Origin of the sequence: Negadavirga shengliensis (genome assembly GCF_042652345.1) — a bacterium.
Classification (GTDB): Bacteria; Bacteroidota; Bacteroidia; order Cytophagales; family Cyclobacteriaceae; genus Negadavirga; species Negadavirga shengliensis.
This window is the reverse complement of the sequence record NZ_JBHSJJ010000008.1, coordinates 45,460-63,016: the sequence shown is the minus strand read 5'-3', so window position 1 is coordinate 63,016 and position 17,557 is coordinate 45,460. Positions and strand designations below refer to the sequence as shown.

At 43.0% G+C, this 17,557-nt stretch carries 17 protein-coding genes; 10 read left to right on the top strand and 7 right to left on the bottom strand.

Annotated elements, in window-relative coordinates; all coding sequences use genetic code 11:
- Positions 1–61: 61 nt before the first annotated feature.
- The 6 genes from miaB (at position 62) to ACFPFU_RS14750 (ending at position 5,838) form a co-directional block, all read left to right on the top strand.
- Positions 62–1,522: a tRNA (N6-isopentenyl adenosine(37)-C2)-methylthiotransferase MiaB gene (gene miaB / locus ACFPFU_RS14775; RefSeq protein WP_377065545.1), complete on the top strand. Its 1,461-nt coding sequence runs from the start codon at positions 62–64 to the stop codon at positions 1,520–1,522.
- A 24-nt stretch (positions 1,523–1,546) separates the two neighbouring features.
- Positions 1,547–2,857, top strand: a complete 1,311-nt coding sequence (locus ACFPFU_RS14770; RefSeq protein WP_377065713.1) for a sigma-54 interaction domain-containing protein — start codon at positions 1,547–1,549, stop codon at positions 2,855–2,857.
- Positions 2,841–3,386, top strand: coding sequence for an LPS assembly lipoprotein LptE (lptE, locus tag ACFPFU_RS14765; protein ID WP_377065544.1), 546 nt, complete (start codon positions 2,841–2,843; stop codon positions 3,384–3,386). Before ACFPFU_RS14770 ends, lptE begins: the two co-directional genes overlap by 17 nt.
- Positions 3,387–3,428: 42 nt before the next feature.
- Entirely contained in the window at positions 3,429–4,325 is an 897-nt protein-coding gene (locus tag ACFPFU_RS14760; RefSeq protein WP_377065543.1) for a hypothetical protein, read from the top strand.
- Positions 4,326–4,337: 12 nt separating this feature from the next.
- Positions 4,338–4,706, top strand: a complete 369-nt coding sequence (secG, locus tag ACFPFU_RS14755) for a preprotein translocase subunit SecG (protein ID WP_377065542.1) — start codon at positions 4,338–4,340, stop codon at positions 4,704–4,706.
- Positions 4,707–4,875: 169 nt separating this feature from the next.
- Complete coding sequence (locus ACFPFU_RS14750; protein ID WP_377065541.1) at positions 4,876–5,838, top strand: sterol desaturase family protein; 963 nt, start codon at positions 4,876–4,878, stop codon at positions 5,836–5,838.
- Positions 5,839–5,882: 44 nt separating this feature from the next.
- Here ACFPFU_RS14750 and ACFPFU_RS14745 read toward each other — a convergent pair whose 3' ends face one another.
- Positions 5,883–6,593, bottom strand: coding sequence for a hypothetical protein (locus tag ACFPFU_RS14745; RefSeq protein WP_377065540.1), 711 nt, complete (start codon positions 6,591–6,593; stop codon positions 5,883–5,885).
- A 231-nt stretch (positions 6,594–6,824) separates the two neighbouring features.
- On the opposite strand from ACFPFU_RS14745, the gene ACFPFU_RS14740 reads away from it, so the two are divergent.
- The 4 genes from ACFPFU_RS14740 to corA all read left to right on the top strand — a co-directional run bounded on the left by ACFPFU_RS14740 (position 6,825) and on the right by corA (position 10,388).
- Positions 6,825–7,103, top strand: a complete 279-nt coding sequence (locus ACFPFU_RS14740; RefSeq protein WP_377065539.1) for a co-chaperone GroES — start codon at positions 6,825–6,827, stop codon at positions 7,101–7,103.
- A 53-nt stretch (positions 7,104–7,156) separates the two neighbouring features.
- Positions 7,157–8,785: a chaperonin GroEL gene (gene groL, locus ACFPFU_RS14735; protein ID WP_377065538.1), complete on the top strand. Its 1,629-nt coding sequence runs from the start codon at positions 7,157–7,159 to the stop codon at positions 8,783–8,785.
- 203 nt (positions 8,786–8,988) lie between these two features.
- A complete protein-coding gene (locus ACFPFU_RS14730) occupies positions 8,989–9,366 on the top strand; it encodes a response regulator (RefSeq protein WP_377065537.1) in 378 nt (125 codons plus the stop codon).
- 38 nt (positions 9,367–9,404) lie between these two features.
- Positions 9,405–10,388, top strand: coding sequence for a magnesium/cobalt transporter CorA (gene corA / locus ACFPFU_RS14725; protein ID WP_377065536.1), 984 nt, complete (start codon positions 9,405–9,407; stop codon positions 10,386–10,388).
- A gap of 42 nt (positions 10,389–10,430) precedes the next feature.
- On the opposite strand, the gene ACFPFU_RS14720 is transcribed toward corA, so the two are convergent.
- From ACFPFU_RS14720 to ACFPFU_RS14695, 6 genes are read right to left on the bottom strand one after another with little or no spacing between them, the layout of a single operon-like run.
- On the bottom strand, positions 10,431–11,309 hold the full coding sequence (locus ACFPFU_RS14720; protein WP_377065535.1) for a diacylglycerol/lipid kinase family protein: 879 nt from the start codon (positions 11,307–11,309) through the stop codon (positions 10,431–10,433).
- Positions 11,306–12,346, bottom strand: coding sequence for a phosphatase domain-containing protein (locus tag ACFPFU_RS14715; RefSeq protein WP_377065534.1), 1,041 nt, complete (start codon positions 12,344–12,346; stop codon positions 11,306–11,308). Before ACFPFU_RS14715 ends, ACFPFU_RS14720 begins: the two co-directional genes overlap by 4 nt.
- A 13-nt stretch (positions 12,347–12,359) precedes the next feature.
- Entirely contained in the window at positions 12,360–13,724 is a 1,365-nt protein-coding gene (locus tag ACFPFU_RS14710; protein ID WP_377065533.1) for a TolC family protein, read from the bottom strand.
- A gap of 20 nt (positions 13,725–13,744) precedes the next feature.
- Positions 13,745–15,100 (bottom strand): HlyD family secretion protein, encoded by a 1,356-nt coding sequence (locus tag ACFPFU_RS14705; protein WP_377065532.1) that lies wholly within the window; start codon positions 15,098–15,100, stop codon positions 13,745–13,747.
- 2 nt (positions 15,101–15,102) lie between these two features.
- Positions 15,103–16,818 carry a peptidase domain-containing ABC transporter gene (locus ACFPFU_RS14700; protein ID WP_377065531.1) on the bottom strand — a complete coding sequence of 572 codons (1,716 nt, stop codon included), beginning with the start codon at positions 16,816–16,818 and terminating at the stop codon, positions 15,103–15,105.
- Entirely contained in the window at positions 16,808–17,488 is a 681-nt protein-coding gene (locus ACFPFU_RS14695; RefSeq protein WP_377065530.1) for a TetR/AcrR family transcriptional regulator, read from the bottom strand. Before ACFPFU_RS14695 ends, ACFPFU_RS14700 begins: the two co-directional genes overlap by 11 nt.
- Positions 17,489–17,557 lie beyond the last annotated feature (69 nt).

Sequence of the window (17,557 nt, the reverse complement as noted above, 5' to 3'; positions counted from 1 at the left end):
CATCTAAACCTGTCATTTTGTCGGTATTTTATTAAATTCGCAGTCTGAAAGAAAGCGGCAAATGGAAAACATCATCAAAGACATAGATATCATTAATGGAGCAGAGGCAAATGCCTGTGATTTCCAAACCACTCTGGAAGAAAATCCGGAAAGTGCCAAAAAGTTATACATAGAAAGTTACGGTTGCCAAATGAATTTTTCTGACAGCGAAATCGTGGCTTCTATCATGAAGGATCAGGGGTATGGTACTACCTCTGATTATACCAAGGCAGATGTGATATTTTTGAACACCTGTTCCATCAGGGACAAAGCTGAACTTACGGTAAGGAAGCGATTAAGCCAATTCAATCATATCAAAACACAAAATCCTGATCTGACCATAGGGGTATTGGGCTGTATGGCCGAAAGACTCAAGGACAAGCTCCTGGAAGAGGAAAAGCTGGTTGACCTGGTGGTCGGGCCTGATGCTTACCGTGACCTCCCCAAGTTGGTGTCCGAAGCGGAAGAGGGACAAAAAGGAGTCAATACGTTCCTGTCAAGAGAGGAAACCTATGCTGATATTTCCCCCGTCAGATTAAATTCCAACGGCGTAAGTGCCTTTATATCCATCATGAGGGGCTGTGACAACATGTGTTCTTTTTGTGTGGTGCCCTTCACCAGGGGAAGGGAAAGAAGCAGGGATCCCCGCTCTATTGTGCTGGAGGCCAGGGATCTGTTCGGAAAGGGTTTCAAAGAAGTGACCTTGCTGGGGCAAAATGTAGACAGCTATAAATGGTCTCCCGAGGAAAACAACAAGGCAAGGCTCAACAAAAAAGAGGATTCCGTGGAAAAGATCATCCATTTTGCGGATCTTTTGGAAATGGTGGCAGAGATTGACCCCGGTTTAAGGATCAGGTTTTCTACATCTCATCCCAAGGACATTACAGACGAAGTTCTTTATACCATGAAAAAGTACGACAATATCTGTAAATACATCCATCTCCCGGTACAAAGCGGCAATGACAGGATATTGAAACTCATGAACAGGACCTACGACAGGGAGTGGTATCTGCAACGGGTCAGGAAAATCCGGGAAATTTTGGGGGATGATTGCGGGATATCTTCTGACATGATAGCCGGTTTCTGTTCTGAAACCGAGGCGGAACACCGAGACACCCTGAGCCTTATGGATATAGTCAGGTATGATTTTTCATACATGTTTTATTATTCCGAACGGCCTGGTACCCTTGCGGCCAAAAAGTATGCCGATGACATTTCCCCAGAGGTAAAAAAGAGGAGGCTTCAGGAAATCATAGAAAAACAAAACCAGCTTTCTCTCAGCAGAAACCGACAGGACATAGGCAAAGTGCAGGAAATACTTGTGGAAGGCCCTTCAAAACGGTCTGATCAACAGCTCAAAGGCCGGAATTCAGCCAACAAGGTAGTCATCATTCCCGCCGGAAAATTCAAAAAGGGTGACTATGTGCACGTAAAAATCGTGGATTGTTCATCCGCTACCCTGTTTGGGGAAATCATTGACTGATTTTTCACCATCGAGCCCATGATTATGATCAGCAATTCTGAAATATTAAATGTCAAGCAGCGCTTTGGCATCATTGGAAACAGTCCCTTATTGAACCATGCCATCCAGGTCGCCATGCAGGCATCTCCTACGGATATGACCGTTTTGATCACAGGAGAAAGTGGCAGCGGAAAAGAGTCTTTTTCCAAAATCATCCATTTTCTGAGCAAAAGAAAACATGGAAAATTCATAGCGATTAATTGCGGGGCCATCCCCGAAGGAACCATAGATTCGGAATTGTTCGGGCACGAAAAAGGATCATTTACCGGCGCGCATGAAGCCAGAAAGGGATATTTTGAAGTCACTGATGGTGGAAGCATTTTTTTGGATGAGATCGGCGAAATGCCTCTTGGCACACAGGCAAGGCTCCTTCGGGTACTGGAAAACGGAGAATTTATTAAAGTGGGCTCCTCCAAAGTACTCAAAACCGACGTAAGGGTGATCGCTGCCACGAACGTAAATTTACTTAAGGCCGTGGAAAAAGGAAAATTCAGGGAAGATCTCTATTACAGGCTGAACACGGTACCTATATTTGTTCCTCCTCTCCGGCAACGGGGAGAAGATATGGTCCTGTTATTCAGGAAATTCACCACTGATTTCTCTGAAAAATATAAGGTAAAGCCCATTTCGCTAACAGAAGAAGCGAAAAACCTGTTGATGAAATTTCCTTTTCCAGGTAATATCAGGCAACTGAAAAATTTGGCGGAACAAATTTCGTTATTGGAAATGGAAAGGGAAGTAGATGCCAATACGTTGTCCAGGTATTTGCCTTCCGACCAAAGCACGCTTCCTGTAACGTTCACCGGAAACAAAAAGGGAAAAGATGCTTATAGTGATTTCACCGAGCGGGAAATTCTGTATAAGGTACTTTTCGACATGAAAAAGGACATGACGGAACTTAAAAAGCTGCTTTTGGAAACCTATCAGTCGGGGGGGCTTAACCAAAATATCCTTAAAAAGCATCAAAATCTCTTTGAAGATGTGGACAACGCTTCAAATTATGAGGAAGTAAGGGATACCCCTTCCAACCTGCCCTTGATTCTGGAGACAATGACCGATAAAAAGGAGAACCCAGAAGAACCGGAACCGAAAAAGCATCATTATGAAGAGGATGCTATCGAAGATATTGTACATGAAGAGGATGACAATTCGCTTTCATTGGAAAAGAAAGAAAAGGAACTGATTCTGAAAGCTTTAAAAAAACATCACAACAAACGCAAATATGCGGCTATGGATTTGGGCATTTCCGAACGAACACTTTATAGAAAAATCAAGCAATATGACATCCAAGAATAAACGTTATCAGTTTATTCCCGTGTGGCTCCTGTTGCCATTGCTGTTCCATTCATGTAAAATAGAATACAGTTTTACCGGAACTACCTTGGATTACAACGTGACCAAAACCTTCTCTGTAGAGAATTTCTACAACGATTCGGGGGGCGGGCCTGCCAATATGGGGCAGTTGTTTACGGAGAACCTGAAGGATTTCTTTCAGAGAAACACGCAGCTGGAACTGGTGAGAAACAACGGAGACCTTCAGTTTTTGGGGGCTATCAGCAAGTATGTGATCAGCCCTCAGGCCACGGTCTCCAGTCAGGACGCCAATCAACCCGACAGAGCAGGGCAGATGAGGGTCACCATTTCTGTGGAAGTAGAGTTCATTAATCTGGCCAACGAGGAGGAAAATATGAAAAGGACTTTTTCCTTTTTTCAGGACTATGATCCCCGATCCACATCACTCCTGCAGGTGGAGACAGGCCTTGTGGAAAAGATTTTCGAGAACATCATTCAGGATATATTCACTTCTACTGTTGCCAATTGGTGAAAATCATTAATTTTATGGAATAACACTTAACCCCCTGACGCCGTGAATGCCCAAAAGCTTATCTCGCTGATCAACAAAGGCAATCAATTGGATAAAGAAGATTTCAAAGCATCCGTCAAGCTGCATGAAGACTTTCCTTATTTTTTGATCCCCAAAGTACTGGCAGCCAAATATGAAATGGAAAAATCCGCTGGGCAGTCCAAAGAACTGCTCCATTGGGCGGCGGTCCTGAGCCCGGACAGGCGGAGGCTCAAGCAACTTATCGAAAAACCATTGGCTTTTCTTGCTCCGGATCATGAATCCATGGCAGAGAGAGAAGCTGGTGCTGATACGCTTGAGAAAAAGCGGGCTTTGACTGATGAACCCGGAAAAACAACCGACAGCGCTTCTGCTGACGGACCCTCTTCCGAACATGACCCCTCTTCTGAAGAAGAAAATGAGGAGGATGAAAAGGAAAAAGAGCCGACAAAACCAGACCGGAATGCGGTCCTAAAAAGGCTGGAAGAAAACCTGAATAAAATCAAGGAGGCTTCCATAAAGAAAAACGATGAGTTGCAAAATCCTCAGGAGGATAGGGACAAAACAACACCTCCCATACCTTCTGTTAAAGAAGACTTGATTTCCTCCATAAAGAAAAAGAAAAAACTAAAACTCCTGGATGAAAAAATCAAAGAACAGAACAGCATCATCAAATCATTTCATGAGAAGCCCATAAGGCTTTCTGCTGAAAAGATACATGATGACGAGTATGAAAAACTACCCGATTTGTCAGAAAAAAGCACCGTACTGAATGACAATACGGTTTCCGAATCCTTCGCCAAACTCCTTATCCGGCAAAACAAAAAAACCGCGGCAGCCGAAATATATCAGAAATTAATGTTGAAGTTTCCAGATAAAAAAGCTTACTTTGCAGATCAAATTGCGCAATTAAATGCATAAATTCACCATACAATGTTTGTAGTTATCATCAGTATCATAATTATATTGGCAGTTTTGCTGGTATTGGTCATCCTGGGCCAAAATTCGAAAGGCGGAGTAGGAGCGGCATTTGGAGGCAGCGCCTCTCAAATTATGGGTGTGACCAAAACAGGAAATATCCTGGAAAAAACCACTTGGGTATTGGCCATCGCCATCCTTGTGCTTTCATTGGCATCTTCTGTTTTTCATCAGAGCAGCAGCCCATCAGGATTCTCTTCTCCTAATATTGAAAATGCCAGAAAGCAAATCATTACGCCTTCTTTTGATGAGGAATCGCTTTTACCTTCTGAACAAGACAATGAAGAAGAGTCAGATTTGAATCTTGAAGTTGATCCTGAATAAAAAACATTGAGATTTTCCAAAAAAACTGATAGGCCTGCCCAATTTTGGGTGGGTCTCTTTATTTCTCCGGGTTATTATAACATTTAATCACAAAACATTGGTCAAGTGGCCGAATATCGTTAATTTAACATTTTAACCACAATCAAAACTATCACCAAACAGAAGATTTATGTTCGAAAATCATTTGACAATGGAAGATCTTGGAGTCAACGAGTGGCCCAACATCATCCTTTGGGCTGCCCCGGTAATGTTCATCCTGGTATTTGCCGAATGGGGTCTAAGCGTTTATAAAAACAGGGACACTTACGACGGGAAAGATTTTCTGGCCGCCGCCGCCATTGGGTTGGTCAATGTAGGTCTGAGTGCCATGATTAAAGTTTTTACTTTCGGTATTGCCCTGTTTTGCTGGAACATAGTCCCCTGGAAAATTCCCGCTTCTGCCTGGTCATTTGTCCTTTGTTTTTTTGCGATAGATTTTGCAAGGTACTGGGCGCACCGCATATCTCATGAACAAAGATTCTGGTGGGCCACCCATATTACCCACCATAATTCAAAAAAATATAATTTCTCGGTTTCATTTAGGCTGGGCTGGACACAACATATCAAAATCATTTTCTTTGTACCTGTCATGCTCATGGGGTTTGATCCTTTCGTGTTCTTTATAGGACATCAAATCGCCGTACTCTATCAGTTTTGGATCCACACAGAATACATCAAGAAACTGCCTGCCCCTATCGAGTTTTTCTTCACCACCCCATCACATCATAGGGTTCACCATGCCAGTGATGAACATTATTTAGATAAAAATTACGGCTCTACTTTTATCATTTGGGACAGGATATTCGGCACGTTTATGCCTGAAAGGGAAAGACCTACTTATGGGATTACCAAACCTGTCACCTCTTACAATCCGGTATACCTTGTATTCCATGAATGGGTGGATATATTTAAAGACCTGCGCAAAGCCAAAAACTTCAATGAAGGCTACCGGATCCTGTTTGGCAAACCTGGTGAAGAAGTGATTAAAAACAGGGAGAAACTGGAAGCAGAAGCAGAAATAAAGAAAGTAACTGCCAAACCCACCCCTATTTTACTATCGAACGAAAAATCATTATTAAAGAAAGAGGACTAACCTGAAAGACTGAAAAGGGAGGCAATGGGGGTCTCCCTTTTTTATTAGGCCTCGACATGTTTCAAAAGCAGTCTTTTGCTTACAGGCAGCAAGCTTTCTTCCAGAGGCACCTCCTGCAGGGAATGTATCCTCCAGGCAGAAGGATTGGGAAGGTCTCCGAATTTTTTCACCAAATCCATTTTGATCCTGTCATAGGTATTTACCAGACTTCTTCTGACCTTTCCCACAAACTGCAAAGCAATTCCCCGGAACTTGTCCAGGCTATTTTGAAAAAGTGTGATCGTATACCGGTACACGTAAATATCCTTTGAACTGTCGTATGACAATAAGGCATACCCTTCTTTCTGGTAGAGGGGGGTCAGTCCGATGGGCTCTATTTCCAGATGGCTCTCGATGAATTCATAAATACTTTTTCCTTCCTCTATTTGTTCTTTGATTTTAGGACGGGCAAAATCGACAATTTCCCCGAGCTCTTTCATCACATCATCTTCCTGCATGAGCCTGGCATATTTTATTTTCAGGTTTTCAAAATCCACGCCTTTCAGTTCTTTGGGAAAAGCCAGCTTCATTTGGTGTCTGTTTTTGTCAATATGACACAGCTTTTCATAATGTTTGATCAGCTCTGACATCGCTGGGTACAGTTTCACCTCCCTGAATTTTTCATCCACGCTTTTGAGGTAGGCCAAAAGAATATATTTCTTATATTCAAAATCGATCCATCCTTCAGAAATCCAGTTTTCAGATAACCTGTTCATATCACCACATCTTTGGTATTCTGCATAAAAAATTACGAAAAAGTGACATCAGGTGCAATACCATTCAGCAAAATTGTCAGACTGCATTTTTGTCACCAAGGGAAACCTGTCATAAAAGTTGCCGTGTTTAAGACTTTATGTCACAAATTCCCAACCTCGGGGAATTGGCACAGAAAGTGCAAATAGGCAAAACGTATTGTTGAAAATTAACCATAAAAAATAACTAAACACATGTCAAAAGTAAACATCCAACCTTTAGCAGACAGGGTTTTGGTTGAACCCGCTGCCGCCGAAGAAAAAACAGCTTCAGGTCTTTACATTCCAGACACTGCGAAAGAGAAGCCTCAGAAAGGCACTGTAGTAGCTGTTGGAAACGGTAAAAAAGACGAACCAATGACTGTAAAAGTCGGAGACACTGTTCTTTACGGCAAATACTCAGGTACTGAGCTGTCTGTGGACGGTGTAGATTATTTGATCATGAGGGAAGCAGATATCTTTGCTATCCTTTAATTTTCCTTTAATCAAATTAAAAAGTTTCAAATCAAAATTTAAAAGAAAGAAAAATGGCTAAGGAATTATTTTTCAATACAAACGCAAGAGACAGGCTTAAAAAAGGTGTGGACGCTCTTGCCGATGCAGTAAAAGTAACATTGGGTCCAAAAGGAAGAAATGTGATCCTTGACAAAAAATTCGGGGCTCCTACCATTACCAAAGACGGTGTGACTGTCGCTAAAGAAATCGAACTGGAAGACGGCATTGAAAACATGGGTGCCCAGCTTGTCAAAGAAGTGGCCTCTAAAACAGCCGATGATGCAGGCGACGGAACGACTACCGCAACCGTATTAACCCAGTCTATTTTTTCAGTTGGTATCAAAAACGTAGCTGCGGGAGCAAACCCAATGGATCTGAAAAGAGGCATAGACAAGGCCGTTCAATCCGTGGTAGCTGAGCTGAAAGCCAACTCCAAGGAAATTTCAACCTCTAAAGAAATCGCTCAGGTAGGTACCATCTCCGCGAACAACGACGAAGAAATCGGTAACATGATCGCCGACGCCATGGACAAAGTAGGCAAAGACGGTGTCATTACCGTAGAGGAAGCAAAAGGTACTGAGACTGAAGTGAAGACGGTTGAAGGTATGCAGTTTGACAGAGGTTACCTCTCCCCTTACTTCACTACCAACACAGAAAAAATGGAGGCAGAACTGGAGAACCCATACATTCTTATCTACGATAAGAAAATCTCTGCCATGAAAGAATTGCTGCCTATTTTGGAACCAGTCGCCCAATCAGGAAGACCGCTTCTGATCATTGCCGAAGATGTGGACGGCGAAGCGTTGGCTACTTTGGTGGTTAACAAAATCAGGGGTGCCTTGAAAGTCGCCGCAGTAAAAGCTCCGGGTTTTGGCGACAGAAGGAAAGCCATGTTGGAAGACATCGCTATCCTTACCGGCGGTACCGTCATTTCTGAGGAAAGAGGTTATAAGCTGGAAAACGTGACCCTCGAATACCTTGGTTCTGCTGAAAAGATCAACATTGATAAGGACAATACCACTATCGTCAACGGTGCCGGTGAAAAATCAGGCATCCAAGGCCGCATCAATGAGATCAAAACGCAGATTGAAAAAACCACTTCTGACTATGACCGCGAGAAGCTTCAGGAAAGGCTTGCCAAGTTGTCCGGAGGTGTGGCCATCCTTTACATAGGGGCCGCAACTGAAGTGGAAATGAAAGAAAAGAAAGACAGGGTGGATGATGCCTTGCATGCAACCCGTGCTGCCGTTCAGGAAGGCGTGGTTGTAGGTGGTGGCGTGGCGCTCATCAGAGCTGCCAAGGCACTGGAAAACCTTAAAGGCGCCAACGATGATGAAGATACGGGCATCAATATCATCAAGCAGGCTGTTGAATCACCATTGAGAACAATCGTGGCCAACTCGGGTGGCGAAGGATCTGTGGTTATCAACCGTATCCGTGAATCAGAAGGTGACTTTGGTTACAACGCACGGACAGACAAATTTGAAGACCTGTTCCAGGCCGGTGTGATCGACCCTACTAAAGTAACAAGGTTGGCATTGGAAAATGCGGCATCCATTGCTGCACTGCTCCTTACCACCGAGTGCGTGGTCGCTGACATCAAAGAAGACGCTCCTGCCGGACCTCCTATGGGCGGCGGAGGAATGGGTGGCATGATGTAATCCATCCCCATCTAGTATACTGACAAAGGGAAGCCATAGTGCTTCCCTTTTTGCATTATTGCCTTATAAGAAAAGATTCAGCCTGACTGGCACCCGTTTAAAATTTGAATCAATATATTTTAATACTGAAATTATAATGTTAAATTTCTGACACTAGCGTTTTAGGGCAAAAAATTTATTACAAGACATTATTAAATAGGTCAATGTATCCATTCGATTTGATTGTTTTAATTGATGATGATCCCATTAACAACCTGATCAACAAACGGTTAATCAACAAACTGAAACTATCCTCTAAAACCATTGAATTTTTGGAAGCTGAAAAAGCCCTTGACTGTTTAAAAGACATGGATGCTGAAAAAAAAATCCTGATTTTGGTGGATATTAACATGCCCGTCATGAACGGGTGGGACTTTTTGGATCATTATGTTGAACTCGAAAATTCCCGGAATGACCGTGTCATCATGCTATCCAGCTCGATCGATTTTCAGGATAGACAAAGATCCAAACAGTTTCCTTTCGTAAAAGGCTTCATTGAAAAACCCCTTACCCATGAAAAGTTACAAAATATACTGCAATAGATATAAGCCTAACCATCCTGCATCCTAAAATAGAAAACATGGAAGGATGCGAAATCTACCGGTTTTCGGGTCAGCATTTTGAAAAGTTCTGGGTCACAGATCCCCACCGGATAAAATCACATATTTCGGAGGAAAGTAAAGTCTGGATCAATATCCAGGATATCAATAACCAGACCTTTATGGAAGAAATAAAAGAGGTTTTCAACATCCATCCGCTAATTTACGAAGATCTCACCCATCCCACACAACGCCCCAAAATAGAATTTTTTGATGATTTTATCTTCATTACCATACGGATGATCTATTCACCTAACCGAAAACTCAACCAGGTGAAATCAGAGAAAATCAGCCTGCTGTTTGGGAATCACTTCATACTTACTTTTCAGGAAAATCCTGAGGATGTTTTCGATCCCATAAGGGCCCGGCTGGAAAACCCACAAGGGAAAATGAGAAAATTGGGCACCGATTATTTTTCATATACCCTTTTGGACGCCATTATCGACCACTATTTCCATATCCTGGAAATTATAGTCGATGAAATGGAACACCTCGAAAACAAACTGCTCAACAAATCCAAAAGCTTTCAACTTTCTGCTGTCTACACCCAGCGCAAACATATTGAATTCATCAGGAGAAACATTTGGCCGATCAGGGAACTCCTGTCACAATGGAAAAAGTCAGACCACCATCTTATCCGAAAGAAGAACCTGATATATATCAACGATGCTTACGATCACTGCATTGAAATCATTGAGAATCTTGAACTCCAGAAAGAATCGGTGAACAGTTTGGTGGAAATGTATATGGCCCAACTCAATATCCGGCAAAATGAGGTCATGAAAACACTTACCATTATTGCGACCATATTCATTCCCCTTACTTTCCTGGCTGGGGTATATGGGATGAATTTTGAAAACATGCCCGAATTGCAATGGCAATATGGTTACCTTTATACATGGGTCACTTTTGTAAGTGTTACGCTGGTTTTGATATATTATTTCAAAAAGAGAAGATGGCTGTGATTCAAACCATCAGGTTCTTTAAAGGAATCTAGTATTTTCCGATTAGGCGGGTTGGATATTATTGAACATATTTAGCTTATTTTCTTTCAGACGGACGGATATAAACCGGCTTTCCTCCCTCATCTCACCATCGATATGAAATGCAGCTCCATCAATATTTTCGATTTGGGCGTTTTTCCCTTTCCAGGTTTTCACAAAATCCAAATCACTAAAATCTTCGGTGATAAAACCCAGGGTAAGCGATAACCAATCCTGAATCCCTTCCGGGTTAAGGGATATGATCTCGAAAACCCCATCATCTATGTTCCCACCGGGATTGATCTTGGCTCCTGTTCCGTACATTTGTCCATTGGCGACTACCAGCATTTTAGACAAGATATCCATTGACATTCCATCCACCTGTAAATGATACCTGTTAGGTCTCGTTTCAAACATTTGGGAGAGCGAGTTTTTGAAATAGGCAATCATTCCCCTTTCATCCCCCTCTTCAAATTTCTTGATCAAGCCCGCGTTGAAACCGAAATCACATAAATGCAGACATAGCTCTCCGTTGATGTCCAGCATGTCCATTTTAATCACCTGTCCCTTCCCCAGTGCGCTCAAACTGTCCTCCCAATCATTTATGCCCAGACATTTCGCCAGCCCGTTTGCCGAACCGAAGGGAACGGGCAATATGGGACACTCCAAATTGGAAATCTGGGACACAACCATTTTAATGGTACCATCCCCACCGCCGATCATGAGAAGATCCGGACAGGTTTCCTCCAGTAAGGCCCTGACTTTTTGCTCATCGTCCTTCCCGGTAGTTTTCCATATAGACACCTGGTATCCAAAAATATCCTGTATGATTTCGTCCACCAATTCGTCTTTGTTTTCGATGTTTCCTGATATGGGATTAATAATAAACAAGGCATTTTTCATTGTTTTTTGCTTAATAAGAATTGTGTGGCGTGCTGAATGGCTTCCTTCGTGTTTTTGACCCAGGCTACCTGAACTTCAGGTTGGTAACGGTTGAGGATCTTTTCCCGCTCTTTGTCTTCTCTATCTATCCTTCTGATATAAACAGCGATGACCCGCCCCCGAAATTTTTGGATCACCTCTGAGTAAAGCTCCGGATCGTGCTGGCCACTATCCCCTACCAAAACAAACTTCATTTCTTTATAGAGAGACATTAATAGACATATTTTATCCAATTTGTGCCCATGGTCACCTCCTCCGGATTGCCAGATGTTTCTCAGGTTGACATGGAGGTCTTTAAGCAGGATGGGTCCGGAAGGAATATTTCGGTACCTGAGAAAATCCATAATCAAATCATATAGATTCCAATCGCTGCTGGAAACGTAAAAGACAGGATGGGCCCCCCCCTCCGAAATCAAATGGTAGAATTCACTTACACCGGGAAAAGGTCTCCTGGTATAAGCATTTTTAGAAACTGAAAGCCAAAACTTCTTTCCCACTTTTGTCGCATGTGACACAACTATCGTGTCATCGATATCCGAGATAATTCCAAAATCATGGTCGCTGGCGTACCTCAGAATATCGATTTCAATCCACTCGTTTTCGGGTTGTATACCGGGTTCTTTTATGATGTTCAAACGCGCTTTCTCTTTGTTATTGGTTACCGGATGGGGATCATCAAAGCGTTTTTCAAAAATACCTTCTTCGTCACTCACCATTTCTATTCTCAGATGGTGATATTCCAACATCACCCTCACATCCGGAATGCTGCTTCCGGCATATCTTCTGATGGCCGCAATGATATTCTGAAATGCGTTTTTGTTTTCCGAAGGCCTGCTTTGCCGGTAGGCTTCTACGATTCTTCCTTTGATAAAAATCTCCTTTTCGTTCCCGAAAGCCAAAAACAGTTCCATTCTGACCAGCCCCAGTTTTCCGATCTTTCGCTTCAAAACTGCAAGCCCGTATCTGAAAGGGGAGGTGATCCAGCGGAGTAAAACCATATTTGCGTTTTAACTAAGGCCCATCAAATCCTAAGCCAGCGGCTGTCCTTACCCTGGAAAAAGAGATATTTTTCTGTACAAATATGGAATTCATGACCAAAATGGCATCAAACAGGCTGGTTTCCCTGGCGTTGATAAGAAAAAGTGAACTCTCTCCCATATCAAACCTTATCTTCTCCCCCTCCAGTAACCGTTCCAATCCTGCAATGTTGTCTTCGAAAGTGTTGACCTGCTTGTTCAGTACCAGGAGATTGTTGTATTCCTGCTCAAGTCTCGCGCTAAGCTGCTGGTATTGCAGGTCCCGCTTGTATTCGACCATGTTGATCTTCGCCTTGGTGACACCCAATGCCCCGCGTTCCTTTCTTAAAAAAATAGGTGTACTGATTTGGATACCCCATTTATAGTTGTTCTCAAAAAAAGGTGCATTTTCAAGCCCATTAAACGACTCGGTAAGAAAGTTGTAGTTGATTTTTACGACAGGTTTCAATTGTTCGGCCTTCCATCTCCGGTCCACATTCAAATATTCCAGATCATAGTCCAACAGCCTAAGGTCGGGATGTTCTACAATAGCACTCCTGAAGGCATTTATGTCGACCTGATCGAAATACTCATTTTCCAGTCCTTCCGGTAGGACACCCTGCTCCAGAAAAATGGGGTTTTGGTCTTCATCCCATAAATACACGTTCAAATCCTGTGTTCTGGCAAAAAACCTGTTTTCGGCTTCCTGTAGATGGATCACCCTGTTCAGTACCTGTGTATACGCCTCCACCGTATCTATCGCCGGTAAGTCTCCCTGCTCATAACTAGACTTGATCCCTTCAAAACGGATCTCCGCCAGCCTCACACCTTCTTCCCTCACAAGCAAATCCGCGTATGCGCCCGCCCAGTTCCAATAAGCCTGCGTGGCATCCAGATAAAGGCCATTGAGTAGCTGACGCCGTTCCTCAGAGGTAGATGCTGCAAAAATCTCCGCCTGTCTCAAGGCTGCTCTCCTTCTGTCTATAAACAGCCCCTGCCCCACATTGACTGATGCCCCCAAAGCCATCAAACCACCCTGTGGCACATTGTTTTCCGAATTAAGGTAGACCCCTCTGTTTTGCTCCACCAGTCCCTTTAATTCAACACCAGCCATGGTGGGTACCAAGACACCGGCTTCCCTTTTGTTATAATATTCCCTGCCATTATAATTTTTTTCATCCAAGGTGCCATACAGTAAAGGATCAAAGCCCCCTCTGGCCATACGAAGCTCCTGTCTACCCATTTCCAAGGTAACATCCGCTTGCCTCGCCACAGGATGGTAGGATCTCACCCATTCCAGAAAATCATCATAAGTAAGTGTACCCTGACCAACGACCAGACCGGTTCTAATTAAAAGCACTATGAAACAACAAAGTTTTTTCATTTTTTACTCCTACTTATTTCTCTTGATTCCTTGACGGTATAAAAATCAGGTGGGAACCCGTTCATCTGACGCCAGATTTCATACCATATAGGCACATCGTTCAGCAAAGCGATGCCTTCAGCACCTGAGCCTAAGCGGAGTGCGTCCGGCCAGGGCTCTTCATCCATATCGGGTACCACCAATATCCTGTATCTGTGATTATCACTTGTGAAATTGTCGATGGCATAAACCCTTCCTCCAAAAGTACCGTTGGATAGTTGGGGCCAACCGGAAAAGACAATAGCAGGCCACCCATCGAAGATAAACCTGATTTTATTGCCTACTTTTATCAATGGAAGGTCAATAGGAGCAACATACATCTCCACTGCTAGGGAATAGTCCTGTGGCATAATACTCACAATTTCCGCCCCCTCTTTTATCGTTTCCCCGATCCCCACCTGAATGGCCTTGGTGATATAACCGGCTTGGGGTGCCAATACATAATACATGCCTGACCTTACTGTATAATTTGAAAGCTGGTTTTCCAACTTGTTAACGGTGGCCTCGGCATCATATTGGTCTGAAAGCGCAGAGTACCTGTCTGCATTTACTTTGGCCAATCGGTCCCGGAAATCATTATCAATCGCATTCAATTCAATCTGCGCGGTAAGTTGATCATTTCTGCTGCTCAACAGTCTGTTCTCCGCGCTGATCTTTCTTGCCTGAGTCTCCTGCAATCTGATTTTTCTTGTTTCCAGATCCGTTAATGACTTCAGCCCCTCCTCATAGAGCTTTTCCATCCGCTCGTACTGTCGCTCCGCCACAGTAAGGTTCACTTTTTCAGCCTCCAACATGATGCTGTCAGACAATATACTTAAGCGGGCTTGTTCCAACCTGTTTAGAGCCTGTTCCCTCCTGAGTTTATTGTTTTCTGTCAATGCTACCAATTGGTTCTCCTGAGCCCTCACTTTTTCTTCATAGGATTTTACCGAAAGCATTTTGGCATCCACCTGTAACCGGGTCCTTTCCAGAAGCGCCGGATCCATATACTCATCCTTGACCTCTGAAATGTAAAGGATGGTATCCCCCTTGTTTACAAAATCCCCTTCCTGTACATACCACTTTTCAATCCTTCCCGGAATAATCGAATGGATGGTTTGGGGACGGTGCTCAGGTTTGAGTGCGGTCACCATACCTTTGGACCGGAAATTTTGGGTCCATGGCAAAAAAAGCATCACAAAGGCCACCAATAAGATATACAGCAATATCCTCACCCGCTTTCTGCTTTGATCGCTCGGAAGCGTCATCTTGTAACTGTCAAAGGAGAACGGATTAACCCGGCCTTTAATGGAATTTTTTGAAATGTTAAGCATGGCTATTGTTCATTTTTTCCTTTCTGAAATGCCTTGTATTCATCATAACTTCCTTCAAATACAACGGAGCCATTTTTCATCTCCACAATTTTGTCCGCTTTTTGCAACACCCTGTCTTGCACACTCGTTGCTACCAGAGTCCAGGGTCCATTAAATATATAATCCAGCAATTTTTCTGCCTCCTCTCCATCCAAGTAGTTAAATTCTTCCTCCAGCAACAACAGTTTCGGAGAAAAGCAAAGACTACGGGCCAATATGATCCTGCTGATATTTGCATTGCTCAACTGCATTCCTTCCGGCATCAAAACGGTATCCAGGTCATCTTTTAACTTGAACACGTAATCATTTAACCCGACAAGTTCCACTATCTCCCTTATTTTTTCCTCTTCCACGTCGTCTTTGCCTACCGTAATATTTTCCCTTATCGAACCGTGGAAAATGGACTGGCGGGACAGGCTATCCCCTATCATGGACCTCAGTTTCTCTAAGGAAACGGTTTCCAAAGGCAACTTATTGATCAGGATTTTGCCTTCATAATCCTCGATCAATCCGGCCATCATATGCAGCAAAGTACTTTTGCCGGAACCACTGACTCCGGTCACAACCAGTTTCTCCCCTTCCTCTATATCGAGATTTATATGGTTTACAACGGGATGATCCATATTTTTAGGCTGAAAGGTCAGATTCCTCAATGAATAGGAAAACCCGTTGTTTGTTATTTTAAGCGACTTGTCGATCCCGTCTGACCTTTCGAGGCCCATATCCATGATCAAACCCAGTTTTTCCGTCGCGGTCAGGGTATCATACACCGTTTCCAGGCTAAGGATCAGCTTTTCAACAGACGCTATGATCAATACAATGATAATTTCGGCTGCCACGAACTGGCCCAAGCTGATCTCATCCGACATGAGGAGTATACTGCCTGCAATCAATAGCGATCCGACAATCAGTACTTTAAAAGCAATCATTACCTTATACTGGAAAATCAGCACGCCAAAGTGGTTGTTCCTGTATTCCACATATTGTTTTACCAGTTTGTCCACGCGGGTAAAAGGTAAGGAAGAAAATCCCGATAACTTGAAAGTTCCCAAAGTCCTTCCGATTTCCTCCAGCCAAAAAGCGACTTCGTATTTTGCAGATGATTCTTTAAGGCTGGTAGCCATTCCTTTTGGGCTGGTAAACCTAAATATCAAATAAAGGATGATTACCAGGACTACCGCGAAAATGATAAAGAACTGATGGTAAACGGCAAGCAGAACCAGTCCGAAAAAAACCTGTAGGGAGGCCGTACTGAAATCTATAAGGAGCTTGGCCAGACCCTTTTGCAGATTGATGGTGTCAAAAAAACGGTTCACCAACTCGGGGGCAAACTTTCCCATAAGGGCTTCTGTCTTTATCCGGGGAACCCTGTAAGCAAATTCAAGCGCGGATTTGCTGAAAATCCTCTGCTGTAGTTTCTCAGTGAGATATAATTGGCTGATTTGAAGGTATCCCCCAAAAATCACCCCTAAAGCCACAATGGCCACAAGCAGTACCCATGACGTGGTCATCCTTCCGCCCAAAATAAAATTCAGGATAGCCTGAACTCCCAACGGCAAAGAAAGAGAAACCAAACCATTCAGAACTGCATAAAAATATATCGAATAAATTTCTTTTTTTTCATCGCGAAGAAGGTTAAAAAACCTCTTAAGGGGGGTATTAACCAATTCAGTTTTCATCCTTTATTGTTTTAAATACTAAATCGTAATAAAAACTCAGCTTATCAGTTCCTTTTAGACCGGATTCGGTCATCATAGGCATATGCTTCATAAAAAAAGCATGCAGTAAAGTAGATTCCAGAAGAGTGGAAACCAAGGTTTTGGGGTATTTATAATTGGGATTGAGCTCTCTGACTATTTGTGTGATTCTTTCACTTAGCTTATAGAACTGTTTAAAGTATCCGTTTCTATTTTCCACATCAACTTCTTTTGTCAAAAATGCCTTGTAGGATTCCTCCGTGACGATACCTCTTAAAGTCTCGATGTCAATGTATATGTTCTCCTTATAAGTAGGTCCCTCCACCAATAACTGAATGATCACCTTCATTTTTTCATGAGGGTCGTCCAGATTGGAAATGGAAAATACCAGGTGATGCTCCAGCCACCCCCAATACCAGGTAGTCAGATAAAGTAGAAGTTTGTGTTTGTTTTCAAAATAACGGTAAATAGCCCCTTCGGTACTCCCCACTTTTTCAGAAAGCTTTTTGAAAGTAAAGCTCTCCATTCCCAGGTCTTCAATCAGTTCAAGGCTTTGGTTGATGATTTTTTTCCCCAAGTCCGAACTCAACGGATCTTTGATATAAATATCACTGTTTACCGGCACTACGATGTAGTTCAATATATGCTCCATTCGACTGTAAAAGAAAAACTCTTAATGTAGTACTAACGACTTCCGGAAAAGTATGTTTTACTTACTGCG

Bases quoted from the DNA above. Each gene is read 5' to 3' on its own strand.
- ACFPFU_RS14715 (WP_377065534.1), bottom strand. From the start codon at position 12,346: ATGGTTTTACTCCGCTGGATCACCTCCCCTTTCAGATACGGGCTTGCA.
- ACFPFU_RS14705 (WP_377065532.1), bottom strand. From the start codon at position 15,100: ATGCTTAACATTTCAAAAAATTCCATTAAAGGCCGGGTTAATCCGTTC.
- miaB (WP_377065545.1), top strand. From the start codon at position 62: ATGGAAAACATCATCAAAGACATAGATATCATTAATGGAGCAGAGGCA.
- ACFPFU_RS14740 (WP_377065539.1), top strand. From the start codon at position 6,825: ATGTCAAAAGTAAACATCCAACCTTTAGCAGACAGGGTTTTGGTTGAA.
- ACFPFU_RS14700 (WP_377065531.1), bottom strand. From the start codon at position 16,818: ATGAAAACTGAATTGGTTAATACCCCCCTTAAGAGGTTTTTTAACCTT.
- ACFPFU_RS14770 (WP_377065713.1), top strand. From the start codon at position 1,547: ATGATCAGCAATTCTGAAATATTAAATGTCAAGCAGCGCTTTGGCATC.
- secG (WP_377065542.1), top strand. From the start codon at position 4,338: ATGTTTGTAGTTATCATCAGTATCATAATTATATTGGCAGTTTTGCTG.
- ACFPFU_RS14730 (WP_377065537.1), top strand. From the start codon at position 8,989: ATGTATCCATTCGATTTGATTGTTTTAATTGATGATGATCCCATTAAC.
- ACFPFU_RS14695 (WP_377065530.1), bottom strand. From the start codon at position 17,488: ATGGAGCATATATTGAACTACATCGTAGTGCCGGTAAACAGTGATATT.
- lptE (WP_377065544.1), top strand. From the start codon at position 2,841: ATGACATCCAAGAATAAACGTTATCAGTTTATTCCCGTGTGGCTCCTG.
- ACFPFU_RS14745 (WP_377065540.1), bottom strand. From the start codon at position 6,593: ATGAACAGGTTATCTGAAAACTGGATTTCTGAAGGATGGATCGATTTT.
- corA (WP_377065536.1), top strand. From the start codon at position 9,405: ATGGAAGGATGCGAAATCTACCGGTTTTCGGGTCAGCATTTTGAAAAG.
- ACFPFU_RS14720 (WP_377065535.1), bottom strand. From the start codon at position 11,309: ATGAAAAATGCCTTGTTTATTATTAATCCCATATCAGGAAACATCGAA.
- groL (WP_377065538.1), top strand. From the start codon at position 7,157: ATGGCTAAGGAATTATTTTTCAATACAAACGCAAGAGACAGGCTTAAA.
- ACFPFU_RS14750 (WP_377065541.1), top strand. From the start codon at position 4,876: ATGTTCGAAAATCATTTGACAATGGAAGATCTTGGAGTCAACGAGTGG.